A 24,375-nucleotide genomic window follows, 5' to 3' on the forward strand; every position below is an offset into this window, starting at 1 on the left:
TGAACCTACTGCGAACGGGAGGCGGAACGGAACCGGTAGACGCCGAAGGCGACGACCGAGAGAATGACCATGCCCTGGATCACCGACACCAGAACCTGCGGCACCTGGGCGGTGATCTGCATCAGCTCGGACCCGGAACGCAGTATGGCAAACAGCCCGCCGGAAAAAATCGCCCCGATCGGATTGTTGTTGGCCAGAAGCGCGACCGCGATGCCCTCGAAGCCGTAACCGGGCGAAATGTTCTGGTAGAGCCGGCGGGTGACGCCCGCGACCTCGAACGCGCCGGCCAGCCCGGCCATGCCGCCGCTGATGCAGATCGCGATCATGATGTTGCGGCCGACATTGATGCCCGCATAGCGCGCTGCATTGGCGTTGATGCCCACCACGCGCACGGCATAACCGGCGCTGCTGCGGAACAAGAAGATATAGAAGGCGATGGCCAGCGCGACGGCGACCAGGATGCCGATATGCAGCCGCGTCGGCGGCAGGATGCGCGGCATCCACGCCTCCTTCAACAGCCGCGCCGACTGCGGATAGGCCGAGGCGGCGTCGCGCAGCGGGCCGGTCACCAGATAGCTGGTTCCGATCAGCGCGATATAGTTGAGCATGATCGTGGTCACGATCTCGCTGGCGCGGAAATAGACCTTGAGCAAGCCGGCAATGCCGGCCCAGGCCGCGCCGGCAAGCGCGCCGGCAACCATAATCAGCGGCACGTAGATCCAGGGCGTCAGGCCCTCGAAGGCAACGCCGACGACTGTCGCTGCAACCGCGCCGGCATAGAGCTGCCCCTCCGCGCCGATGTTCCAGATACTGCAGCGAAAGGCCACGCAAAGCCCGACGCCGATCAGGATCAGCGGGATCGACTTCAGCAGGATCTCGGCGATCGAGCGTGTGTCTTGCAACACCCCCACGATCATGACCGTAAACACGTCCCAGCCGTTAAAGCCGTTCAGGCTCAACAAAATGGCGCCAAGGATGAGTGCAACCAGAACCGCCGCGGCGGGTAGTGCGATCGCCTGGGCGATCCGAACCAAAATACTCATGGCATGTCCCATAAGATCGGTATCCGCGGCGCCTGGCCGCTCGTTTTCGATGTTTGCCATGATCCTGTCGTCGTTCGAAAAACTCGCGAAAGCGCGGTACCGGGCGCAAAAATCGCGCCCTGTCCGTGCAGGTGGTGGGCTATTCGGCGCGGGTGGCAATTTCGCCGGCGATAATGGCGTTCTTGACTTCCTCCACCTTGCGGCGGATCGCGTCCGGCACCGGGCGGGCGGAATGGTCGTTGTAGGAGAACGTCATCACGTCGGTGTCTTTGAGGCCGAAAACGATATTGCCGGAGGCCTCGAACTCGCCGTCTTGAATCTGCGAGACGATGCGCACGATGCCCTGGCCGTAATCGGCCACATAGACGCCGAGCGTGTTTTCGGGCGCCGCCTCGGTATAGTCGGAATAGACGCTGAAGGTCTGGATGTCCGGTCCCGCCTCGCGCGCCGCCTGCACGACGCCGAGACCGGCCGCGTTGGCGTTGGGCACCACGATATTGGCGCCACGCGCGATCATCCCGACCGCGGCCTCCTTGGCCGCTGTGGAATCGGTGAAGCTGCCGACGTAAATCTGCGCGATCGGATAGTCCGGATCGACACTGCGCGCGCCGTTGACGAAACCCTCGAAGGACTGCGTGATCGGCGGTATCTCGAGCCCGCCGACCAGTCCCGCCGAGGTGCCGGTCATCGCCGCGATCACGCCCATGAGATAAAACGGTTCGCTGGAATCGGTGTTGAGACCGATCACGTTGCCGTCGAAGACGTGGCTCGACGAAATCAGGAAAACCGTATCGGGAAAGTCTGCCGCCACCGTCAGCGCGGCGTCCTGAAACTGGAAACCATGGCCCAGCACAACGTCGTAGCCCTGGCTGGCATAGTTGCGGAACGCATTTTCGAACGCCGACGGATTTTCGTGCAGCTCGACATAGCTGACATCGGCGTCGAGTTCCTTTTCGACCCGCAGGAGCGCGTCGTAGGCGATCCGGTTCCAGCCCTCCTCGGCAACGCTGCCCGGAACGAGCAGGCCCATTTTGAAGGTTTCCGCAAGCGCGGGTCCAGCAGTGCCGGCCAGGGCAGCGCCGGCCAAGGCCGCCAGACAGACCCTCCTCGATAGCTTCATGACGCTCTCTCCCTCATCATGACGTGGAACGGCGCGGCAGCCTGCGCCGCGGCCAAGAGGGCGCGCCCTGCGCGCCCTCCGCGTTCGTTCTGCCTGCTGTGGCAGGATCCGTCCGCAAAGCCGGATGCCGGCTTTGCGGATAAACCTCAGCGTGCGCGCGTCTGGATCTCGCCGGCTGCGATCTTCGCCCGGACCTCTTCGACGGCGGCGCGAATGTCGGCCGGAACCGGGTTCTTGACGTCATCGCGGAACGTGAACTTCATCACCTCGGGATCCTTGAGGCCGAACTCGTAGTTCTGGGTCGGCACGTCACCCTCCTGGATCATCCGCGCCACCTTCACCACGCCCTGGGCGTAGTCGGCGACGTAGAGGCCCAGAATATGATCGGGCGCGACTTCGGTGAAATCACTGAAGATGCTGAACGTCCCGACATTCTTGCCTGCTTCCGCGATCGCCTGGTAGCCGCCGATCGTGGCGCCCGACGCATTCGGCATCAGGAAGTCAACACCTTGCGCGATCATGCTGAGCGCGGCTTCCTTGGTGGCCGTGGTGTCGGAGAAATTGCCGATATAGGCCTCGCTGATCGGGAAGTCGGGATCGACGCTTCGGGCACCATTCTTGAAGCCCTCGAAGGCCTGCTGAATCGGCGGGATTTCCATGCCGCCCACGAGGCCGGCCTTCTTGCCCATCTTCGCCGCGACCAAGCCCATCAGGTAGAAGGGCTGGCTGGTATCGGTGTTGAGACCGATCACGTTGCCTTCGTAGATATGGCTCGAAGAGATCAGAAAGACGGTGTCGGGATAGTCCGGCGCCACATCGAGGGCGGAATCCTGGAACTCGAAACCATGCCCCAGAATGATGTCGTAGCCCTGGCTGGCATAATCGCGAAACGCCTTTTCGAAAGAGGCCGGATTCTGCTGCAGCTCGACATAGCTGACCTGCGCGCCCAGTTCCTTCTCCACGCCTTTCAGCGCGTTGTAGCCGATGCGGTTCCAGCCCTCCTCCGAGACACTGCCCGGCACCAGCAGTCCCATCTTCAGCGTATCGGCCCAGGCTGCCGTCGGCAACGACATGGTGACCGCGGCCGCGACGGCCATGCCCGCAATATAGCTGCGTCTAGTAATAGTCATGATGCTCCTCCCAGATTTCTTTCATCATGCGTCCCGGCTCCAGTCGGATGCCGGTCAGCCGCTTCCCGCCGGTTGGCGGTGCTCGTCTCCCGCGACCGGCCTGGAGGCCGTCTCGAAAACGGGTTTACCCTTGGCGATCACCGTCATCGCGTCGGCGCCGCCGGCAACCAACGTGTCGACATCGGCGCAATCGGTGATCAACAGATCGGCGAACGCCCCCTCCCGGAGGCCGTAATCCGCCCCCAAACCCATCAAACGGGCCGGGATATCGGTCATCATCGAATAGACGGTCTTCAGTTCGTCACCGCGCAAATGGCCGGCAAGCAGCGTCCAGCGGCCGATTTCCAGCATGTCGCCGGCACCGGTCGGCACGAACGGGTCCTGGATATTGTCCGACGCGGTCGCGATCGGGACGCCGGCGCGCACAAGCTCGGCCACGCGCGTCAGCCCCCTCGGCGGCAGCATGTCCGCGTCGCGCCCCTGCAGATAGAGATTGGCCGCCGGCAATGTGACGACGCCGAGGTCAAGCTCGAGGATCTCGTCGCGGACGCGCTCGAAGGCGTCGCGCGGCATCGCGCTCAACACCGAGACATGGCTCAGCACCGTGCGGCCCTCGAGCCCGAATTTGCGCACCCGGTCGAAGACCGCGTCGAACAGCGGCCGCTGCGGGTTGAGATGTTCGTCGAGATGCAGATCGACCGGTTTGCCGTGACGGGCAGCCGCGCCGAACAGGATGTCCATGTAGCGATAGGGATCCTCGGCCACGGCCGGGGTGCCGCCGACCACATCCGCCTTCTCTACGGCCGCGTCGATATTGGCTTCAAGCCATTCAAGATCCTGCCCGGGATGCGGGGTCATGAACGCCACCAGCTGCAGCGTCAACCGGTCCGCCCAGCCGCCGCGTAGCGCCGAGAGCGCCTCGATCCCGTTGAAACCGGCATCCTTGTCGACATTGATGTGGCTACGGATCGCGGTCGTCCCGCGCGACAGGCAGCGCGCCATGGTGCGCTCGGCGCGACGCGTAATGTCGTCAGGCGGCGCGTTGCGGGCATATTTGGCAAAGGCCTCGCGCGCACCCTGCAGAGTGCCCGACGGGTTCGGCGTAAACCGCAACACACCGGTTTTGTCGAGATGCTGATGAGAGTCGACGAGGCCGCACGTCACCAACTTGCCGGAGATATCCACGATATCGGCGCCAGGTTCGGCCAGCCCCTCGCCAATCCGTGCGATGCGCCCATCCGCGCCGACCAGGATATCGACTTCGCCTATGTCGTGAGCAGTCGTGACGACACGCCCGCCCCGCAACACATAGGCGCGGCCGGCTTGAGGATAACGCGCACTGCCGTTTGCCAGCATCCAGAACTCCCTTTCCTGGCTTTCACCATCGACGGAAACGATATCGCCCGGCCCATTGATTAGGCAAATTCATTATCCAGATAAATTCTTTCGAATTGTGAATGAATGGCCGCCAGACCCGCGGCCGCGGCCGATCGCACGAATACTGAAAGGTGGCACAGAGAGAAAACCAACTTCCATACAAAATCAAGCAGCCCCCCTCCAAAAGATGAGTTTTATGACAAACCATTTCTCACTACTCCACCTATCTATTTTTGTTTACGATATTTTATATCTATAGATACTTGAAATAGCCGAATGATTTTGGAAAGACAGATCGATATCTACACACCATTCATTTAACATATTGATATTAATGATATTTTTTCGTTGAATGATTTTTTGTTGACAATCTGTACTTACAGAATAAATTGTCGACAATTGGAACGGAGATCGCATGTCGGAATCCCCCTTTCGAATCAAGCCTGGCCACAGCGCCGCGACCCCGGGCGCATCCATGAGCGGACCGGAAGCCGAAGAACGTGTCGTGAGCGCCGTGGTCGAAGCGATCCTTGGCCATCGGATTGCGCCGGGCACGCGGCTGATCGAACGCGAACTCGCCAACTATGCCGGCGCCAGCCGCTCCGCCATCCGTAATGGATTGCTTACGCTTGCCCATGCCGGTCTTGTCGAGCTCAGCCCCAACAAGGGCGCGACAATCGCAATGTGTTCGCCTGAGGAGGCAAGACAGATCTTCGAGGCGCGTATCGTGATCGAGGCGGCGGTGCTCGACATTCTTGCACATTCGCTCGACGATGCCGGGCGCGCCAAACTTGCCGCCTTCATCGACGAAGAACACGCCGCCTACGAGGCCGGGCGCATGGAAGAGGCCCGGCACCTGTCGCGGCGTTTTCATCTGCTTGTCGCCGAGCTCTCCGGCAATGACGTCCTGACCGGTTTCGTGCGCGATCTCATCAATCGCCAACCGTTGCTGTCGTGGACGCGCGAGGCGCGTAAGTCGCGTTTTTGCGGCAACGAGGCACACCAGCGGATCGCCGACGCGCTGGCGCGCGGCGACGGCGCGGAGGCGGCCCGCCTCAACACCGAGCATCTGCGCGAGCTCGAGCTCGAACTTCGCACCGACCGCGACAGCGCCTTGAAGGTGGTCGGCGCAGAAGACGTTGACGAGGACCCGCGGCCCCGGCCCGCGTGACCGCGCCGCCCAAAAAATCACTAGAGAACAAATGCCTGAAGGGATGGAACCGAGATGAGACGCTTTGAATATTACCAGCCGGAAACCCTCGAGGAAGCGTCCGCGCTCATGGCAGAACTCGGCTCCGAGGCCAGCATCATCGCTGGCGGCACCGACCTTCTGGTCGAGATCAAGGAGGAGTTGCGCAAGCCGGTCCATGTCGTCGACATCAAGAAGCTTCCCGGCCTGCAGGACTATTCCCACGACGCCAAGACCGGCCTGCGCTTCGGCGCCCTTGTCACGGCGCGCGAACTGGAAATCTGGGCGCCGGTGATCGAGCACTATCCCAATCTGCGCACGGCCGTCAGTGCTCTTGGCTCGATCCAGGTCCGCAACCGCGCCACGGTGGTCGGCAATGTCTGCCGCGCCTCGCCGTCGGCCGACACCATTCCGCCGCTGATTGCCGACGGTGCTTCACTGTCCGTCTACAATCAGGGCAGCGAGCGGCAGATTGCGATCGAGGATCTGTTCACCGGACCGGGCCGCACCGTCCTGGTGCCCGGCGACATCGTCACCGGCATCTCGGTGCCGCCATCGCGCCCGCAAAGCGGCCGGGCCTATATCAAGCACGGCCGGCGCAAGGCGATGGAGCTCGCCACCGTAGGCGTTGCCGTCAGTCTCGAGCGCGAGGGCGACACCTGCACCGAAATCCGCATCGCGCTTGGCGCGGTCGCCCCCACACCGATCCGCGCCCGCAACGCCGAGGCGCTTCTGCGCGGCCGCGCCATCGACCCGGCCGCCTTCGCCGCGATCGCCGATGCCGCGATGGCGGAGTCCACACCGATCAGCAATGTGCGCGCCAGCGCCGCCTATCGCCGCGACATGGTCGGCGTCTTGACCCGGCGCGCCATTGGCCAGGCCATGGGAGAAGTTTGATGACCCGTATCGTCACAATGACCGTCAACGGAGAGGAGCACGAGTTGCCCTCGCCCGCCAACCGCACCCTGCTCGACGTGCTGCGCGCCGAAGGCGGCTTGACCGGCACCAAGAAGGGCTGCGACGTCGGCGACTGCGGCGCCTGCACCGTCATTATGAACGGCAAGCCCGTCAATGCATGCCTGGTGCTGGCTGTCGAGGCCGAGGGCGCCGACATCCTCACCATCGAGGGCCTGCAGCATGGGCCCGACAGGCCGCATCTGCTGCAGGAAAAGTTCATGGAACACGGCGGCGCGCAGTGCGGTTTCTGCACACCCGGCATCGTCATGATGGCCAAGGCCCTGCTTGACGAGAACCCCGCCCCCAGCGAGGACGAGATCCGCTTCGCGCTGGCCGGCAACATCTGCCGCTGCACCGGTTACACCAAGATCATCAAGGCCGTTCAGGATGCGGCTGAGGAATTGAACAAAGCGAGGGCGCAATGACCATTCACGACCTACCCGTCGCGACCAAGCAGACTTTCTCGGTCGTCGGCAAGAGCGTCAAGCGCTCCGACACGCTGGAAAAGGTCACCGGCACGGCTGTCTATGCCGGCGACATCATTCTGCCCGGCATGCTGCACGGCAAGATCAAGCGCTGCGACATCGCCCATGCCCGCATCAAGTCGATCGACACGTCCAAGGCGCTGGCGCTCAAGGGCGTCAAGGCCGTACTCACCCACGAGAACGTGCCGCGCGTCCTGCACTACGGCTCGCCGCATCCGCGCTCGGCCTCCGTCACCAAGGATCAGTACATCCTCGACGATCGCGTTCGCTACTGGGGCGAGGGCGTGGCGGCGGTCGCGGCCGTCACCGAAGAAATCGCCGAAGAAGCGCTCGGCCTGATTAAGGTCGAATACGAGCCGCTGCCGGCCGTCTTCACCGTCGAGAACGCCTTGAAACCCGACGCGCCAGCGATCCACGACAACGGCCTGGACAAAAACAACGTGCTGCCGCCGGTGATCGTGGAACGCGGCGACATCGACCAGGGCTTCGCCGAGGCCGACCTCATCGTGGAGGGGGAATACGATCTCGGCCGCCCGACCGCCGCCTATATGGAGCCCAATATCTGCGTCACCCAGTGGGACGGCAACGGCAAGCTCACCATCTGGAGTTCGACCCAGACTGCCTTCATGGTGCGCGGCGCGCTGGCCGAGGTGCTCGGCATCCCGCTGAACAAGGTCCGCGTCGTGGTCGACCACATGGGCGGCGGGTTCGGCGCCAAGCAGGACCTGTTCCAGCACGAATTCCTGTCGGCCCTGCTCGCCCGCGAGACCGCGCGTCCGGTCCGCATGGAGTTCACCCGCAAGGAGACCTTCTTCGGCGGCCGGTCGCGTCATCCCGGCAAGATCTGGCTCAAGCAGGGGTTCACCAAGGACGGCCGCATCACCGCGCGCCAGGCGCGTGTGGTCTTCAATTCCGGCGCCTATGGCTCGCACAGCCCGGGCGTGACCAATGTCGGCACGGCGGCGATGACCTCGCTTTACCGTTGCGACAACATTCATCTGGAAGGCCGCGCCATCTACACCAACACGCCGATCGCCGGCGCCTTTCGCGGCTACGGCGTGGTCCAGACTTACTTCGCCATCGACCTGCAGGTCGACGAGGCGGCCGAAAGGCTGGGCTTCGATCCGGCCGAGTTCAAGCTGAAGAACGCGGTCCGCGAAGGCGACATCGCGCCGTCCAACCATCCCATCGTCGGCCACGGCCTGGAGGATTGCATCCGCCGCGGCATGGCCGAAAGCGACTGGTACACGGTGCGCAAGGCCCCGAAGGGCGACGGTGTCAAGCGTCGCGGCTGGGGCATCGGCTGCGAAATGCACGGTTCCAGCGCCTATCCCGGCATCAAGGAACAGGGCAACGCCATCGTAAAAATGAACGAGGACGGCACGGTCACGCTCCTGACCGGCACGGCCGGCCTCGGCACCGGCGCCCACACCGCGCTGTCGCAGATCGTCGCCGAGGAGCTCGGCGTGCCGTTCGAGGACATCGCCGTCGTCCAGGGCGACACCGACGTGGTGCCCTGGGACATCGGCGCATTCGCCAGCCACACCACCTATATGGGTGGCCGCGCCGCCCAGATCGCGGCCGCCGACGTGCGCCGCCAGGTGCTGGCCCACGCGGCGCCGATGCTCGAGGCCGCCCCCGAGGATCTGACGATCGTCGACGGCGTCATCATGCGCACCGACGGCTCCAACCGCTCGATCCCGCTCGGCGAGGCGGTCGCTCCGCAGCGCGGCATGCCGGCGATCCAGCTTGTCGGCGTCGGCACCTATACGCCGACCAAATCCTACTCCTTCGGCGCCCACTTCGTGGAGGTCGAGGTCGACACCGAGACCGGCGAGGTCGCCGTCCTCCAGGTGATCCCGGTGCACGAGATCGGCAAGGTGATCCATCCGGTCGCCGCCGCCGGGCAGATCGAGGGCGGCATCCAGCAGGGCATCGGCCACACGCTGAGCGAGGACTACGTGATCGACCTGACGAATGGCCGCTCGCTCAATCCGAGCTTCGTCGACTACAAGATGCCCCTGTCGATGGACATGCCCCCGATCCGCACGATCATCCTGGAAACCGCGCCCGATCCGGGCGGCCCCTGGGGCGCCAAGGGTGTCGGCGAAGACCCGATCATCGCCATCGGGCCCGCCATCGCCAACGCCATCCACGACGCGGTCGGCGTGCGCTTCCGCCACTACCCGATCACGCCGGAAAACGTCCTCGACGCCCTGCGCGCGAAAAGCAAGGAGGCATGACGATGCCCAACATCGAGACCACAGGCGGCGACAAGGTTCCCGTCACCATCCTCACCGGCTTCCTCGGCGCCGGCAAGACGACGCTGCTCAACTACATCCTGACCGAGCGCCATGGTCATCGCATTGCCGTGATCGAGAACGAGTTCGGCGAGATCGATGTCGATTCCGATCTGGTGATCGCCTCGGAGGAGGAGATTTTCCAGATGCAGAACGGCTGCATCTGCTGCTTCGTCGACGTGCGCAACGACCTCGTCGAGGTGCTGCAGAAGCTGCTTGCCCGCAAGGACAAGTTCGACCACATCCTGGTCGAAACCAGCGGACTGGCCGACCCCACCCCGGTCGCCACCAGCTTCTTCATCGACAACGAGGTCGCCGGCCAGGTCGAGCTCGACGCCATCGTGACCATGGTCGACGCCAAGCACATCGCCCAGCATGTCGACGATCCGCTTCTGGACGGGCGCGACAACCAGGCGGTCGACCAGATCGTCGCCGCCGACCGGATCGTCATCAACAAGGTCGATCTGGTCGACGATGCCGCCGTCGGCGCGCTGGAAACCAATCTGCGCAAGCTCAACGAGACCGCCGACATCTTGAAGGCCAGCTATGGCAAGGTCGACCTGTCGAACATTCTCGGCATCAGCGGCTTCCAGCCTTCCTATGTCGCCGAGCGCGCCAAGCTGTTGAATCTCGACGACCACGATCACCACCACCATCATACGCACGACCAGACGGTGGGATCGGAATCCTTCACCTTCGACAAGCCCTTCGACCGCGCCAAGCTCGAGCCGACCCTGTCGGCCTATCTTCAGGAAAAGGGCGACGCGATCTTCCGCACCAAGGGGATTCTGGCGATCGAGGACGACGACCGCTTCTTCGTTCTCCAGGCCGTCCACAAGCTGATGGATTTTCGCCCCGACCACGCCTGGGGCAAGGACCGGCCCTATTCCAAGCTGGTCTTTATCGGCCGCGACATCGATCGCGCCGAGATCGAGAAAATGCTCGAAACCTGTCTCGCCTGAGACGTCCTATTCTCCCAAGACACCCCACCTGTCGCCGGCCTTCGCGCCGGCGATTTTTTTGCCTGTTCCGTTCGCGGGGGCATGGGTCGGAATGATCGCCCGCCTGTCGTCGGGAGAAACGGGACTGTCGAAAAAATCGGAAAGTTGAAGCGTCTGCGACCGCCGAACGCACCGATGACGGGCTACCCGGTCACGGACTGTCTGGCCGCGCCCTTCAGACCGTCCCAGCGCCGCACGAGGCCGGCATCGATGTCGAACAGGTCGAGCACCCGCCCGACCGTATGGTTGACCATATCGTCGAGCGTTTGCGGCTTGGCGTAAAATGCCGGCACCGGCGGGCAGATGATCGCACCGGCCTCCGTCGCCTGCGCCATCGAACGGATATGGCCCAGGTGCAGCGGCGTCTCGCGCAGCATCAAGACCAGCTTGCGACGCTCTTTGAGTGTCACGTCGGCGGCGCGCGCCAACAGGCTGGAGGTCACGCCGGACGCGATTTCCGCCAGCGTCTTGACCGAGCACGGCGCAACGATCATGCCCAGCGTGCGAAACGAGCCGCTGGAGCAGGCTGCGCCGATATCCTTGTTGGAATGCACCACGGCCGCCAGCTTTTCGACCTCGGCGATCGTGCTGTCGGTTTCCATCGCCAGCGTGATCCGCGCCGCGTTCGACACGATGAGGTGGGTCTCGATGTCGAGCGCGCGCAGGATCTCCAGAAGGCGAATGCCATAGATCGCGCCGGAGGCGCCGCTGATGCCGACGATCAGCCGCTTGCGGGAGGGATCGGCCGGCTTCACGGGACGCGCGCCCTCAGCCGCCGGCGCCGCCGAGCCGTTCGAGCACGGCACGGGCGCGGGCGAAAGCCGCATCGTCGATCCTGGCCAGCGTGCCATGGAAATCGGCGCCGCGCGTGGCGTCGAGGCCCATGCGCGAGGTGGTGCCGATGCCCGACGCCGACGGGTCGAGCGCGTTGCCGGGAAGCCCTTCGATGATGACGACGTCGCGATGCGGCTGGAAATGGGTCGAGAGCGCCCAAAGCACGTCGCTGTCGCGGGTGACGTCGACATCGGCGTCGACGGCGATCACCGTCTTGAGATAGGCGTCCCAGCCGAGCAGGCCGAGCATGACCTGCCGCGCCTCCCCGGGCCGCATCTGGTTGAGCGCCACATAGGCGTGGAAATGCGTTCCCGAGGCCGGATAGTGCACGGCCGTCACACTGGGGAAACGCTGCTTCAGCTTTTCCACCATCTCGGCCTCGCGCGGCACGCGCCCGAGATTGAGATGTTCGGCCGAATTGCCGCCGGCCACCGAAACCAGCATCGCGTCGCGCCGGCGCATCACCGTCTCGACCCGGAACAGATTGTTGGTCGAGCGGTCCGACGAATAGCCGGTGAATTCGCCGAACGGCCCTTCCTCGACATGGGCTTCCGGCTCGATCACGCCTTCCAGCACGATCTCCGCGAAGGCAGGCACGCGGATGCCGTGCCTGGGCGTGCGCACCACTTTGAGCGGTTCGCCCAAAAGCCCTCCGGCCACGTCGCGCTCGTCGGCGCCGAAGGCGAGCCGGGCCGAGGCCGCGATCATGAACAGCGGATGCGCGCCGATCACCATGGCGACAGGCATCGGCTGGCCGCGCTCCTTGGCCATGTTCAGCAGCCGCCACAAATGGCCGCGCGAATGCAGGCTGGTCGCCAGTTCGTTCTTCGAATGGATCATCGCCCGGTGGTAGCTCAGATTGCCGCCGCCGGTCTCGGGATGCTCGGCGATGATGACGCCGCTGGTGATGTATTTTGCGCGGTCGGTGGCGAAGTGCTTCAGCATCGGCAGCGATTCAAGGTCGATATCGCTATCCTCGACCAGTTCCGTCACCGGGCCGCTCTTAAGTTCGACCGGCGCGACCTCGCGGCGCGAGCGCGCCTGATAGGCCTCGTGTAGCCTGCTTTCCTCAACGCCGAACAGATACGCGATGCGCTCGCGCGAGCCGAAAATGTTGGAAACGACCTCGGCGCCGATATTGCCGACCTTGCGGAAATGCAGCACTGGCGCGCGGTTTTGCGCCGCGAGCGCCCAGATAGCCGCGGTGACGTCCTGGTCATCGGAGACCGGCTCGTCGATCGTCAGGATATCGTGCGGACGGGCCGCGCGATAATCGGCCAGGAAACGACGAATGTCCTGCGTGTCGTGGGGGGCCGGCTTGTCCATCTGGGTACTCTTCGATCTTTGCTTGGGCGCGGTATGGGCGGCGACCCGGCCAGGCCGGGTCGCCAGCGGGCATCAGGCGGGAACAGCCTGGCCCGCGCCGCGCGTGACGCCTGCATAGGTGTCCGTCAGGCGCGCCTTCGCCTCGTCCATGGTACGGGGCGGAGGGGTGGGGTCGATGCCGACCAGCTTGGCGATGTTGTTGCCGAGATAACCTTCCAGGTCGTCTTCAGAAAGGCCGAGCCCCTGCGGCGGCTCGTGGCACAGAACTTCCAGTTCGCGCAGCCACATGCCCGGCTCGTTGGGCGGCGAATCGGTGCCGAACACGATCTTGTTCTTGGGCAGTTCCTTGGCGAATTCCACGATGCGCGACTGGAAGCACCAGCCGGACTCGCAGTAGACGTTGGGCGTATCCATCGCCATCCAGAAGGATTCGAAGGAATAGTTGCCGCCGGTCTGGATGCCGAAATGGCCGATGATGAAGTTGACCATCGGGAACTCGCGGATGATCGGGTAGAACATCGTCGGGATCGTGTAGGGTCCGTCACCGGTGTGGATCAGCACGACGACGCCGAGCTCGGCGCATTTCTTCATCGCCGGGCGCAGCCATTCCAGCGCCCGGTCCGGCCGGTAGCCGTGCATGTTGGCGTGCAGTTTCAGCATCTTGAAGCCGTATTCCTTGACGTGGAATTCCAGCTCCGCCGCGCCGTTCTCCGGGCCCCAGCGCGGGTTGTAGTTGAAGTTGCCGATGAAGCGGTCGGGATATTTCTGGCACAGCTCGGCGATGTAGGCCATGTAGTCGCGAATGCCTTCGCGGCCCATGCGATTGCCGTCGCGATAGCCGGTATTGCCGGGCGGCGGCTGGATGAAGCCCATGTCGATGCGGCGCGGCTTGCCGTTGATCCAGTACGGACCGTCCATCAGTTTGAGCATGCGCTCGCCATTGAACGGTGTTCCCGTGTGCCGCCAGGCCTCGTCGACCAGATTGGTCGGATGCAGGTGGGTGTCGATAATCATGATGATCTCCGGAATTTTTCGAGAGCGATCGCCAAACGGCTTCAGGCCGTTGCGAGTGTGGGCGTTTCGCCCTTCAGGCGTGCTTTCGCCTCTTCGACGGTGCGCGGCGGCGGCGTCGGGTCGAGACCGATCATACGCGCGATGTTGTTGCCGAAATAATCTTCCAGCGTGTCCTCGTCGAGGTTCAGGCCCTGCGGCGGCTCGTGACACAGAACCTCCAGCAGCCTCAGCCACATGCCCGGTTCGTTGGGCGGCGTATCGGTGCCGAACAGGATTTTCTCCTTCGGCAGTTCCTTGGCGAACTCGACGATGCGCGACTGCAGGCACCAGCCCGATTCGGCGTAGACATTGGGTGCGTCCAACGCCATCTGGAACGGTTCGAAACAGTAGACGCCGCCGGTCTGCACGCCGAAATGGCCGAGGATGAAATTGACCTCGGGGAATTCGCGGATGATCGGATAGAATTCGGTCGGAATCGAATACGGTCCGTCGCCGGTATGCACTTTCACCAGAAGGCCGAGCTCGGCGCATTTCCGCATCGCCGGGCGCAGCCAGTCGAGCGCCCGGTCGGGCCGGTAGGCGTGCATGTTGGCCTGGAGCTGCACCATCTTGAAGCCGTATTCCTTGGCGTGGTGCTCGATCTCCTCGGCGCCGTTCTGGGTGCCGTAGCGCGGATTGTAGACGAAGCAGCCGAGAAAGCGGTCGGGATATTTTTGAACCAGCTCGACCGTGTAGGCCATGTAGTCGCGGATCGCGTCCTTGCCGGTCAGGTCGCCGTGCCCGTCAGTATAGATCGTGTTGCCCTGGGGCGGCTGGATGAAGGCCTTGTCGATGCGGCGCGGCTTGCCGTTCACCCAGAACGGCCCGTCCATCATCTTCAGCAGGCGCTCGCCGGTAAACGGATCGCCATCGTGCCGCCATGCCAGGTCGACCAGCTTGGTGGGGTAGCAGCTAATGTCGATTATCATCGATTGTCTCCACAATTGGCAATGTCCCGCCAACACGGAGCCCGTGCGCGGCGAAACCACCGCGCCCGACAACAATCCTGCCGCAATCTCTGTCAGCTCTCACCGTCGGGCGCAGATCAAGTGATCTCTTGCCAGCAATTCCCGACCGGATTTTTCGCGCTATACGCGACCGAAATTCGGTGTTTTGCTTCTACTGACAATGTGGGGACCATACCCTATCCGAGCTTTTTCGAAAAGCTAAAAAATCCAAAAAGATCAAATATTTTATATAGTTAAGACAGAATTCCGACACATGAGGGTCATTGCCTGCGGCCTCGTCCGCAAGCCCCGCCGCGATCCGGCGTGCGTATATCATCCGCGCCGTCAAACACACGCAATGCGTGTGGTTGAGGCGCCCCCATTTCCGCTTGGTTTTTTAACCGATCGGCGGCGTGTCGGCCCGCGCCTCGGCGATTTTTTCCCTCAATTCATGCACGATATCGTTGAACTCGGACGTGTAGGTCAGGTCGATCGGCCGCGGCCGCTCGAAACCGATCTCGCGCTCCAGCACGACCCGACCGGGGCGCGCACTCATGACGAAGACACGGTCGGCCAGATAGACGGCCTCGCGTAGATCGTGCGTCACGAGCACCACGGTGAATTTCTTCCTCTGATGCAGGTCGCGGATCACGCCCCACAATTCCTCGCGCGTGAAGGCGTCGAGCGCGCCGAACGGTTCGTCGAGCATCAACAGGCCTGGCTCGTGGATCAGCGCCCGGCACAGATTCGCCCGCTGCTGCATGCCGCCCGAAAGCTGCCAGGGATATTTCGAACCGAAGCCGCCGAGGCCGACCAGGTCAAGCATGGCTTCGGCGCGCGCGACGTACTCGGCCTTGTGCTTGCGCAGCCTCTGGGCGTGCGGCGAGACGATCTCCAGCGGCAGCATGATGTTGTCGAGCGTGCGCCGCCACGGCAGCAGCGAAGGGTTCTGGAATGCCATCCCCACGATGTCGAGCGGCCCCTTGACGGCGGTGCCGTCCACGGCGATCCGGCCGGTCTGGGGAATGACCAGTCCGGTCGTCAGCTTCATCAGGGTCGACTTGCCGCAACCGGACGGACCGACAACGGCGGCGAACTCGCCCTTGCGAACCGACATGGTCAGGTCCTCGACGGCGGTCACCCCTTCGTCGCCGCCATAAGACAGCGTCACATCGGAGATCTCGACGAAATCTGTTGCGGCCTGACCGGCGCGCGACGGATCCACTGCGGCCAGCTTGGCCGTCACGTCATTGGATTGGTACAGCGAGCTTTCGGTGTGCAGCAAAGTCACGGCGCCTGTCTCCTGTCTTGGGTGGTCCGCGAAACGGCGGCCCGGTGTCTCGGGTTCAATGGTTCTGCGAACGATGGGCCCAGCCGGTGAACCGCTGCTCGATCAGCGCGGTGATCGCATAGAGCAGGATGCCCAGCACCGACAAAACCAGCAGCGCGGCGAACACGATCGGCACCTGGAAGGCGGCCTGGGCGTCGAGCATCAGCTTGCCCAGCCCCTTCGACGCGCCGGAGGTTTCGGCCACCACCGCGCCGATGAAGGCAAGCGTGATCGCCACCTTGAGCGAGCCGAAGAAATGCGGCAGCGAGCGCGGAATGCCGACCTTGGTCATCACCACAAGTTTCTTGGCGCCGAGGGCACGCAAGACGTCCTCGAGCTCCGGTTCGACCGTGGCGAGCCCGGTCGCCACGTTGACCACGATCGGGAAAAACGAAATCAGGAACGCGGTCAGGATCGCCGGAACGGTGCCGAGCCCGAACCACAGGATCAGAATCGGCACGACGGCCACTTTCGGGATCGAGTTGAACGCGATCAGCGCCGGATAGACCGCCGAATAGACGGCGCGGTGCCAGCCCACGGCGACGCCCAGAAGCAGGCCGATGACGATCGCCAGTGCGAAGCCGAGCAGCGTCGTCCACAAGGTCACGATCATGTTGTCGAAGATGACGACCCGGAACTCCCACAGCGCGGCGAGCGTCGCGGAGGCTGTCGGCAAGATCGATTCGGGAACGTTGAACAGCCTGCAGCCGACTTCCCATACCAGGAACAAGCCGAGCGTGAACAGCACCGGCGAGCCGATGTTCTCCGCATGCCAGACCCAGTCCGGGCCGCTGCGCGCGGCCTTTGCCGGAGGCGAGACGATATCGGTTTGTGCCATCTTATCCACCTATCTGTGTCGCACCGGTCGCAAGGGCGCTGCAACGAGCGCCCTCGCGCAGGGTTGCTTCAAGCCTATTGGATCATCCGCTCATTCTTCGCCGGCAGAAAATCGCCGGTATAGATGTCGGACGCCTGCGGCTTGTTGGTGAACGAAAAGGTTTCCTCGAGCTGGTCGATCGAGCGCGACAGCCGTCCCGCATCGACGTGGCCGAAACCGTTCTCGCGCACGTCGTCAGTGAAATAACACTCCTCGGCGACCAGCTTCAGCCGCTCGAGTTCGATGTCGCGCTTGGCGATCGGGTTGTGCTTCATGACGCTGTCCATCGCGCCTTCGGGATCGTTGATGGCGTCCCGGAAGCCGCGGATTGTGGCGCGCACGAATCCGGCCACCGCCTCGGGATGCTCGGCCATGAAGGACGGGCTCGCCATCACCGCACTGCCGAACAGGTCGACACCGTACTCGCTCATCATCATGCCGACGATCTGGTCGTCGGGCACGCCGGCGGCCTTGACCGCGAGCTTGTTGGAGATGAAGGCCGTCACCGCGTCGACCTGGCCTTGCGCCAAAAGGGTCTCACGCACCGGAAAGCCGACATTCTCGACCGTGACCGTCGACGTGTCGATGTCATTCAGCTTGGCGAAGATCGGCCAGTGCGAATAGGCCGCGTCCGCCGCAGGCGCGCCGAGAATCTTGCCCTCCAGGTCCTTCGGCTCAGCGATGCCGTTCTTCTTGATCGTCAGGATCGAAAAGGGCGGGATGTTGTAGGTCACCAGCACCGCCTTGATCGGCACGGCGTCGGCTGCGTCGCGATATTTGATCAGCGCGTTGAGATCCATCTGGCCGATATCGTAGGACCCCGAGGCGATCCGGTTGATGCCGTCAACGCTTCCGGTTCCCGGATCGATCGAGACGTCCAGCCCCTCGTCCTTGTAATATCCCTTGTCGAGCGCGACCAGATAGGGCGCGACATGGCCCTCGAAACGCCATTCATGAATAAACCGGACTTTGGTCAGCTCCTCCGCGGCAGCGGGCAGCGTCGCCATCGCCATAACCATCGCACCGAGTACGTAAACCAGTTTGCGCATCGTCTCCTCCCAAAGACCGGCCGGTAACGACCGGTCGAATTCGCGCCAACACCAAACCCATGTCCGAAGGACTGCTCCAACGGTCACCGAACATGGTCGCCGGGGGCCGAAAGCCCCTATTGTCTACAACGAGTCGGGAAGAACCAGTTTCGTAAAGCGCAACCCATCTCGTTGGCGTTCCAACAAGTGAGCAATTATCTCCCCCGCCCTTCAGGCGGCCGGGATTAAGTGCGCTTCTACTCACGCGGCGAGGTTCAAGCTACATCAAGCCGCCACGCACTGTCAAAGTGAAACTCTTGCTAGCCAAACCGATGCAATCGCTTTGATTGCAATGACTTGCGCATATACAGCCCTTACGCGAACACCGCGCGGGGAAAGTAGAACGCAACCACCCAGTTCGGCGCGTCGACGATCTCGCTGATGCGCAGGTCGCCGCAGACCGAGCACAGCATGTAGGCGTCGACGGGGGCAAGGCCGTGCTCACGGACGATCAGGTCGATCATGCCGGCAAGCGCCGCCCGCGCCCCTTGGTAAAGGTCCGGGCCCACACCGGTCGTCGCCTCGTAGCCCGCCCCGTCGAGATGACGCGTCACCGGACCCGGCGTGGTGAAGCGCGGCATCGAAAGCCCCGCCTGCTTGACCAGTTCCAGCGTCAGGGCGACCGTCATCGGACTTTCGATCGCGGTGCCGCACACCTCGCCATCGCCCTGGGCGGCATGGGTGTCGCCGATCGAAAACAGCGCGCCCGCCACCTCGACCGGCAAATAGAGCGTCGTACCGGCGGCGAGGTCGCGAATATCGAGATTGCCGCCCACACGGCGCGGCGGCACCACCGAATGCCGCCCGGGGGCTGCCGGTGCGACCCCGATCGTGCCGGCAAACGGCTTCAGCGGCACACGCGCATTGGCGCCGAACAGGGCCGGCTCGCGCGCCGTCACGTCGTAGCGCCACAGATGCAGCGCGGGATCGGGGAACTGGTCGGCAAGCAGGCCGAACCCCGGAATATTGGCAGTCCAGCCGAAGCCGGACGGCTCGAAGGCCTCGATCGTCACCTTGAGCGCGTCGCCCGGTTCGGCTCCCTCGACGAACACCGGTCCGGTGACGGGATTGATCGTTTCTGATGCTAGCGTCGCGATGTCGGCGACCGTGCTTTGCGGTGTGAAATGGCCGCCCGAGGCGTCAAGGCATTCGAAGGTCAGCCGCGCGCCGGGCTCCACATGCATGACCGGCGCGATCGCGTTGTCCCAGCCGAAATGATGCCGGGCGCGATGGATGGTGTGGTCGGCATGTGTGCACATGGCGCGTCTCCAAACTGGCCGGGATCGCGGCACGCCGCCTGCCACGCTCCTGGTCTCGTCACGCAGAATGGCCGTTTGGCGCGGACGGTTCCACCCGCCGCGGAGATTTTCCCGCCCCTGGTTGGCGCCACCAGTCCGGCTCGGCTATTCGCCAACCGCCTCGCGCGCGATCTCCTCGAGCAGGGTGTTGACCTGGTCACGGCCGCCGCCCTCCGGCAAACGCCGGAAGCCGACGCGCACGGTTCCAGGCTCTGCCTCGGTCTCGTAGGCGAACACCACATAGGGGCAATAGGCGATATTGGCGACATCCTCCTCCATCGCGCGGCGCGAGATGACGGCCGAGCAGAACTGGAAGAACTCGGCATTTTTGTAGAGCGCCTTCTGCGCTCCGACATCTTCGGCCGTGCGCTGCAGCATCTCGCCGATGAAACCGCGATAGTCGACGACATAACCGCGATTGACGATCGCGTCGCCAAGGTCGAAGGCGACATCGGCGAACGGCGTATCGGTCTCGTAGACGGTGACGTCGTCGGCCGCGACGGCCGGCAAGGCCGGAGTAAGCGAGACGAGAACAAGCGCGGCGACCCGCGAAAGACGTTTCATTGTATGGCTCCTTTGCTGCGCCATTGTCGCGCGCTTCGCCGCGCCTGTCCATTCACATAGAAATTCTTGAATACTTTACTCCGTTCCTTGGCGCAGCGATTGACGAGATTGTCGGACCGTGAAATCATTCGAAAAATTGAATATATTGCCGGGAGGCCCGCTCATGCCCACACGTCGCGCCGTTCTGACCGGTGTCGCAACCGCCGCCGCCGTCGCACTCGCCAGGCCTGCACTTGCCGCCACTGCGCTCGCGGCCGGAGATGGCGAGATCATGGTCGTCAGCGACGGTCACATGAACCTGCCGTTGAGCTCCGTCTTTCCCGACATATCGGTCGAGGAGCGCACCGCCCTTCTCGCCGAAGGCGGCATGTCGACCACCGACTACAAGCCGGACTGCAACGTCACCCTGCTGCGCGCCGGCGACCGGCTGGCGCTTTTTGATGCCGGGGCCGGGCCGAATTTCCTGCCGACCACGGGCGAGCTTCTCGCCGGGCTGGAGGAGGCCGGCGTGGACCCTGCCGAGGTCACCGACCTCATCTTCACCCACGCGCATCCCGATCATTTGTGGGGCGTTCTCGACGATTTCGACGATCTTGCCTTCCCCGAGGCCACACCCCGAATGGCGCGCGCGGAATGGGATTTCTGGCGTGCCGACGACACGCTGGCTACGATGCCGGAGGACCGCAAGAGCTTCGTTGTCGGCGCGCGGAACCGGATGGCCGCGCTGGAGGACCGCATCGCCCTTTTCGCGCCGGGCGAGGAAGTGTTCCCGGGCGTCGAGGCCATCGACACCGCCGGCCACACGCCCGGCCATGTCGCCTTCATGATCCATGGCGGCGACCGGCCGGTGCTGGTTGCCGGCGACGCGCTGACCAACGCGGTCTCCTTCCTGCGCCCCGCGCTGCATTCCGGCAGCGATCAGGACCGCGAACAGGCCGCGCAGACCCGCCTGCGCCTGCTTGATCGGATGGCCGCCGAGCGGGCGCGGTTGATCGCCTTCCATCTGCCGTATCCCGGCATGGGCACGGTCGAGCGCAAGGGCGAGGCCTATGGCTTCGCGCCGCTTGGCTGAGCCTATCGCGCCGGCGCGTCGTCCATGCGCCGGAACGCCGCCAGCACCGATCCCTCGATCAGATAGGCGAGACCCAGCCGCGCGCCGGCCATGATCGCCACGATCACGACGGGCGCCGAAAGCGCCATTGCCGACAGGGCGGTGATGCCCTGGCCGACCGTGCAGCCGAGCGCGAACACGCCGCCGGTGCCCATCAGGAAGCCGCCGGCGAAATGCCGTCCCAGTTCGCGCGCATCGTCGCAAGCCTCCCAGCGCACATCGTGGCTGCGCCACGCGCACAGGCCGGCGCCGACCACAACGCCGATCACCAGGCCAACGCCATAGTCCGGCCCGATGCCGGTGAACAGGATCGCCTGCAGGATCGTATCGGCCACCGGCACGACGAACGAGCCGGCCTCGATCTGCACGGGAAAGAAGGAGTGGCGTGCGGCAAGCGTCGTCGCCGCCCAGCCGAACGCGATCACCGCGCCGACCGTCAGGCTGGCGCCGATCGCCAGCCGGGCGCGGCGATAGGCGCGGTCGCGGAACACCCACCAGATCAGGCCGCCGGCGATCAGCGCCGCCACGGCCGCGTGAAGGTCGAGCCCCGTCACGGCACTGGCGATCGCCCCCATCGACTGGCCGCCGACGAAGGACAAGTCGATCGCCAGTTCGTCGACCAGTTCGACACGGGCCAGCGCCGACAGACCGCGCTGCGCGGCCATCGCCGACAGGCCGAGCACCATCAGCACGACCAGCGAGCGCAGGCTGCCGCCGCCGAGCCGCACCAGCGCGCCGAAGCCGCAAGTGCCCACCAGCGCCATGCCGAACCCGAAGGCGAGCCCGCCGATGACCGCGCCGGTCAGGCCGACAAGCGGCATCAGATAGAAACTGCGCCCGGGATCGGCGAGGCCGACCGCAACAAGCGTCTGGGTCAGCACCAGCGCGACGGCGGCGGCGAGCGCCCAACTGCGCACGCCGTGACTTTCGCCCGCATACCAGTGGCGTTCGAGCGCCGACATGGCGCAAAAATGTACGCGCCGCGCGACGAAGCCGAGCAAGGTGCCGGCGACAAGCCCCGCCAGCGGCAGGAAAAACGGCGATCCGACGATATTTTGCACCTGCGTCTCCTCCCTGGGACCGCCGTCTTCGCCGGACGCTCCCCAAGCCGCAGGCTGCCTTGCGTCAGGGTTTCCGGATTTTCGGCTCTCCCTGCCGGACCGGGGCGCAAAACAGCCCGTAAAGGGTCTCGATCACCGAGGCGACCTCCGCGCTGGCGATCGAATAATAGATGACCCGTCCTTCACGACGTGTGTTGACCAGGCGATCGAAGCGCAGGCGTGCAAGCTGCTGCGACACCGCCGCCTGCGGCATGTCCATGATGTTTTCCAGTTCCGAGACCGATTTCTCGCCCTCCGCCAGGAGGCACAGGATCAACAGCCGGCTTTCATGCGACAGCGCTTTCAGCAACTCGCTGGCCTTGCGCGCCTGGTCGAGCAGCGCCTGGAAATCTTCCGGCTGCTGGTCGGGATCGAGTTTCGGAAGGGTCATTCGTCTACGGTCTCGTCAAGCTTGGCGATCAAATCGCCGAGAAGATACCAGAAAAATTCATCGCCCGGATAGCCGCGTATGCGGCCGAGTTCGCGCCCGCCCTCGACCAGGACGAAGGTTGGCGTAAAGCGTTCGCGCGCGACGAAGTCGAGATCGGCCGGCCAGGACCGGGTGATGTCGACCCGGCGCAGCGGCGCCCTGCGGCCTTCCTGCGTCTTGGCATAGGCCGGCGCGATTTCCTCGTTGAAGCGCGCGCACCACGGGCAGCCGGGCTGTTCGAGCATGATCAGTTCGGCCGCTACGACAGGCCAGGCCAGCCCGGCGAAGACCCAGAAAACCAGGCAGAAAGCAAGCCGGCGCATGCAAAGTCCTTTCGTCGATTGCAATATATATAAATTTTCGCATATCTTCCAGCAGAATTGTCGCCAACCCGGCGACTCGGACAGCCGCAAGGCCGCATTACCGCAAGGAACGAACGCGATGCTGGACATAAGCCTCGGAGGCGCCCTTCTGGCGGGACTGCTGTCCTTCGTCTCGCCTTGCGTGCTGCCGATCGTTCCGCCCTATCTGGCCTGGCTCGCCGGGCTGAGTTTCGAGGAACTGCGCAGCGACGCCGTCGCCGCCGGCGCGCGCCGGCGCATCGTCGCGGCCGCCCTCGCCTTCGTGCTCGGCTTTACCACAGTCTTCGTCGCGCTCGGCGCGACCGCCAGCGTGATCGGCAACACGATCGCCCAGTATTTCGACATATTGTCGGTGATCGCCGGCGTCATCATCATCGTCATGGGACTGCATTTTCTCGGCGTATTCCGTATCGCCCTGCTCTACCGCGAGGCGCGCGTGCAAGTGGACAAGAAGCCGGCCGGCATCGTCGGCGCCTATATCATGGGCCTGGCCTTCGCCTTTGGCTGGACACCCTGCGTCGGTCCCGTGCTCGCCGCCATCCTGTTCGTCGCCGGGTCCGAGGGCACCGCCGCCCGCGGCGCCCTTTTGCTGGCCGTCTATTCGGTGGGTATCGGCATTCCCTTCCTGCTGGCGGCGGCCTTTGCCGGCCGCTTCCTCGGCTGGGCTGGGCGTTTTCGCCAGCACATGCGCAAGATCGAGATGGCCATGGGCGGCCTGCTGGTGGTCACCGGCATTCTGTTCATGACCGGCCAGATGGCGACCATCTCCTACTGGTTGCTCGAAACCTTTCCCATTTTCCAGACCATCGGCTAGGAGCCTTGTCATGATCCGTTCGCTGCTGTTGACCGCCCTCGTCACCCTCGTCGGGGCGTTCTCCGCCGCCGCCGCCGAAATCGGCGATGACGGGCTGCACAAACAGCCCTGGTTCTCGCTGACCTTTCGCGACGTCGCCGAGGACATCGAGACGGCGCGGCAGGACGGCAAGCGTCTCGCCATCGTCTTCGAACAGCGCGGCTGCATCTATTGCGCCAAGATGCACGAGGACCTTTTGAGCGACCCGGAGGTGCGCGACTACATCAAGGCGCATTTCAACGTCGTGCAGTACAACATGTTCGGCGACGAGGAGGTCACCGACCTCGACGGCGAGGTGCTGACCGAAAAGACCGCCGCGCGCAAATGGGGCTACGTCTTCACCCCGACGATCGTCTTCTTGCCGCAGGCGGCTCCGGATGGCACGATCGTCAGCGAGGCGGCGGTCGCCACCATGCCCGGCGCCTTTGGCAAATGGACCTTTCTGCACATGTTCGAATGGGTGTTCGAAAAGGGCTATGAAGGCGACGAGCATTTCCAGAAATACCACGCGCGCAAGCTCGACGAGCTTCGCGCCGCCGGCCGCCTGGAGGCGGACTGAGGGGCGGCTCGCGGAAACACATGCAAATAATCATATTTTTT

Annotated in this window: 24 protein-coding genes; 8 read left to right on the plus strand and 16 right to left on the minus strand. The window is 64.0% G+C overall.

Annotation, left to right across the window (positions count from 1 at the left end; genetic code table 11):
- Positions 1-5 precede the first annotated feature (5 nt).
- The 4 genes from ACT2B0_RS14090 to ACT2B0_RS14105 form a co-directional block, all read right to left on the minus strand.
- The gene (locus ACT2B0_RS14090; RefSeq protein WP_350149034.1) at positions 6-1,043 is read right to left on the minus strand and encodes an ABC transporter permease; all 1,038 of its coding nucleotides are present in this window, start codon (positions 1,041-1,043) and stop codon (positions 6-8) included.
- A 139-nt stretch (positions 1,044-1,182) separates the two neighbouring features.
- Positions 1,183-2,163 (minus strand): BMP family lipoprotein, encoded by a 981-nt coding sequence (locus ACT2B0_RS14095; RefSeq protein ID WP_350149036.1) that lies wholly within the window; start codon positions 2,161-2,163, stop codon positions 1,183-1,185.
- A gap of 146 nt (positions 2,164-2,309) precedes the next feature.
- On the minus strand, positions 2,310-3,260 hold the full coding sequence (locus ACT2B0_RS14100) for a BMP family protein (RefSeq protein WP_473466004.1): 951 nt from the start codon (positions 3,258-3,260) through the stop codon (positions 2,310-2,312).
- An 87-nt stretch (positions 3,261-3,347) separates the two neighbouring features.
- Complete coding sequence (locus tag ACT2B0_RS14105; RefSeq protein ID WP_473458491.1) at positions 3,348-4,649, minus strand: amidohydrolase family protein; 1,302 nt, start codon at positions 4,647-4,649, stop codon at positions 3,348-3,350.
- 436 nt (positions 4,650-5,085) lie between these two features.
- Here ACT2B0_RS14105 and ACT2B0_RS14110 point away from each other — a divergent pair, with 436 nt between their 5' ends.
- From ACT2B0_RS14110 to ACT2B0_RS14130, 5 genes are read left to right on the plus strand one after another with little or no spacing between them, the layout of a single operon-like run.
- Positions 5,086-5,841 (plus strand): GntR family transcriptional regulator, encoded by a 756-nt coding sequence (locus tag ACT2B0_RS14110; protein ID WP_350149042.1) that lies wholly within the window; start codon positions 5,086-5,088, stop codon positions 5,839-5,841.
- A gap of 54 nt (positions 5,842-5,895) precedes the next feature.
- A complete protein-coding gene (locus tag ACT2B0_RS14115; RefSeq protein ID WP_473458493.1) occupies positions 5,896-6,756 on the plus strand; it encodes an FAD binding domain-containing protein in 861 nt (286 codons plus the stop codon).
- Positions 6,756-7,241, plus strand: a complete 486-nt coding sequence (locus ACT2B0_RS14120) for a (2Fe-2S)-binding protein (RefSeq protein WP_473458495.1) — start codon at positions 6,756-6,758, stop codon at positions 7,239-7,241. Before ACT2B0_RS14115 ends, ACT2B0_RS14120 begins: the two co-directional genes overlap by 1 nt.
- The gene (locus ACT2B0_RS14125; protein WP_473458497.1) at positions 7,238-9,544 is read left to right on the plus strand and encodes a xanthine dehydrogenase family protein molybdopterin-binding subunit; all 2,307 of its coding nucleotides are present in this window, start codon (positions 7,238-7,240) and stop codon (positions 9,542-9,544) included. The genes ACT2B0_RS14120 and ACT2B0_RS14125 overlap by 4 nt, the downstream gene beginning before the upstream one ends.
- Positions 9,545-9,546: 2 nt before the next feature.
- Positions 9,547-10,563, plus strand: a complete 1,017-nt coding sequence (locus ACT2B0_RS14130; RefSeq protein WP_473458499.1) for a CobW family GTP-binding protein — start codon at positions 9,547-9,549, stop codon at positions 10,561-10,563.
- Positions 10,564-10,745: 182 nt separating this feature from the next.
- Here ACT2B0_RS14130 and ACT2B0_RS14135 read toward each other — a convergent pair whose 3' ends face one another.
- The 9 genes from ACT2B0_RS14135 to ACT2B0_RS14175 form a co-directional block, all read right to left on the minus strand.
- Entirely contained in the window at positions 10,746-11,429 is a 684-nt protein-coding gene (locus ACT2B0_RS14135) for a UbiX family flavin prenyltransferase (protein ID WP_473458501.1), read from the minus strand.
- Entirely contained in the window at positions 11,371-12,762 is a 1,392-nt protein-coding gene (locus ACT2B0_RS14140) for a UbiD family decarboxylase (RefSeq protein ID WP_473458503.1), read from the minus strand. The genes ACT2B0_RS14135 and ACT2B0_RS14140 overlap by 59 nt, the downstream gene beginning before the upstream one ends.
- A 72-nt stretch (positions 12,763-12,834) precedes the next feature.
- Positions 12,835-13,776: an amidohydrolase family protein gene (locus tag ACT2B0_RS14145; RefSeq protein WP_473458505.1), complete on the minus strand. Its 942-nt coding sequence runs from the start codon at positions 13,774-13,776 to the stop codon at positions 12,835-12,837.
- A gap of 41 nt (positions 13,777-13,817) precedes the next feature.
- Positions 13,818-14,744 carry an amidohydrolase family protein gene (locus ACT2B0_RS14150; RefSeq protein ID WP_350149058.1) on the minus strand — a complete coding sequence of 309 codons (927 nt, stop codon included), beginning with the start codon at positions 14,742-14,744 and terminating at the stop codon, positions 13,818-13,820.
- 415 nt (positions 14,745-15,159) lie between these two features.
- Entirely contained in the window at positions 15,160-15,927 is a 768-nt protein-coding gene (locus ACT2B0_RS14155) for an ABC transporter ATP-binding protein (RefSeq protein WP_350149092.1), read from the minus strand.
- Between the two features lie 181 nt (positions 15,928-16,108).
- Positions 16,109-16,939: an ABC transporter permease gene (locus tag ACT2B0_RS14160; protein ID WP_425487184.1), complete on the minus strand. Its 831-nt coding sequence runs from the start codon at positions 16,937-16,939 to the stop codon at positions 16,109-16,111.
- 65 nt (positions 16,940-17,004) lie between these two features.
- Complete coding sequence (locus ACT2B0_RS14165; protein ID WP_350149061.1) at positions 17,005-18,018, minus strand: ABC transporter substrate-binding protein; 1,014 nt, start codon at positions 18,016-18,018, stop codon at positions 17,005-17,007.
- Positions 18,019-18,371: 353 nt separating this feature from the next.
- On the minus strand, positions 18,372-19,316 hold the full coding sequence (locus ACT2B0_RS14170; RefSeq protein ID WP_473458508.1) for an acetamidase/formamidase family protein: 945 nt from the start codon (positions 19,314-19,316) through the stop codon (positions 18,372-18,374).
- A gap of 144 nt (positions 19,317-19,460) precedes the next feature.
- Entirely contained in the window at positions 19,461-19,919 is a 459-nt protein-coding gene (locus tag ACT2B0_RS14175; RefSeq protein WP_350149065.1) for a DUF302 domain-containing protein, read from the minus strand.
- Positions 19,920-20,082: 163 nt separating this feature from the next.
- On the opposite strand from ACT2B0_RS14175, the gene ACT2B0_RS14180 reads away from it, so the two are divergent.
- A complete protein-coding gene (locus tag ACT2B0_RS14180; RefSeq protein ID WP_473458510.1) occupies positions 20,083-20,991 on the plus strand; it encodes an MBL fold metallo-hydrolase in 909 nt (302 codons plus the stop codon).
- Positions 20,992-20,993: 2 nt separating this feature from the next.
- Here the strand turns inward: ACT2B0_RS14180 and ACT2B0_RS14185 are convergent, their stop codons facing one another.
- From ACT2B0_RS14185 to ACT2B0_RS14195, 3 genes are all read right to left on the minus strand, one after another.
- The gene (locus tag ACT2B0_RS14185; RefSeq protein ID WP_473458512.1) at positions 20,994-22,091 is read right to left on the minus strand and encodes a YeeE/YedE family protein; all 1,098 of its coding nucleotides are present in this window, start codon (positions 22,089-22,091) and stop codon (positions 20,994-20,996) included.
- A gap of 64 nt (positions 22,092-22,155) precedes the next feature.
- Positions 22,156-22,521: an ArsR/SmtB family transcription factor gene (locus ACT2B0_RS14190; RefSeq protein WP_350149071.1), complete on the minus strand. Its 366-nt coding sequence runs from the start codon at positions 22,519-22,521 to the stop codon at positions 22,156-22,158.
- Positions 22,518-22,883 carry a transcriptional regulator gene (locus ACT2B0_RS14195; RefSeq protein ID WP_473458515.1) on the minus strand — a complete coding sequence of 122 codons (366 nt, stop codon included), beginning with the start codon at positions 22,881-22,883 and terminating at the stop codon, positions 22,518-22,520. Before ACT2B0_RS14195 ends, ACT2B0_RS14190 begins: the two co-directional genes overlap by 4 nt.
- Before the next feature lie 118 nt (positions 22,884-23,001).
- On the opposite strand from ACT2B0_RS14195, the gene ACT2B0_RS14200 reads away from it, so the two are divergent.
- Positions 23,002-23,736 carry a cytochrome c biogenesis CcdA family protein gene (locus ACT2B0_RS14200; protein WP_473458517.1) on the plus strand — a complete coding sequence of 245 codons (735 nt, stop codon included), beginning with the start codon at positions 23,002-23,004 and terminating at the stop codon, positions 23,734-23,736.
- 10 nt (positions 23,737-23,746) lie between these two features.
- Positions 23,747-24,334 carry a SoxW family protein gene (locus ACT2B0_RS14205; protein ID WP_473458519.1) on the plus strand — a complete coding sequence of 196 codons (588 nt, stop codon included), beginning with the start codon at positions 23,747-23,749 and terminating at the stop codon, positions 24,332-24,334.
- Positions 24,335-24,375 lie beyond the last annotated feature (41 nt).

The sequence above is a fragment of the Nitratireductor sp. J20-h4 genome (assembly GCF_056780505.1).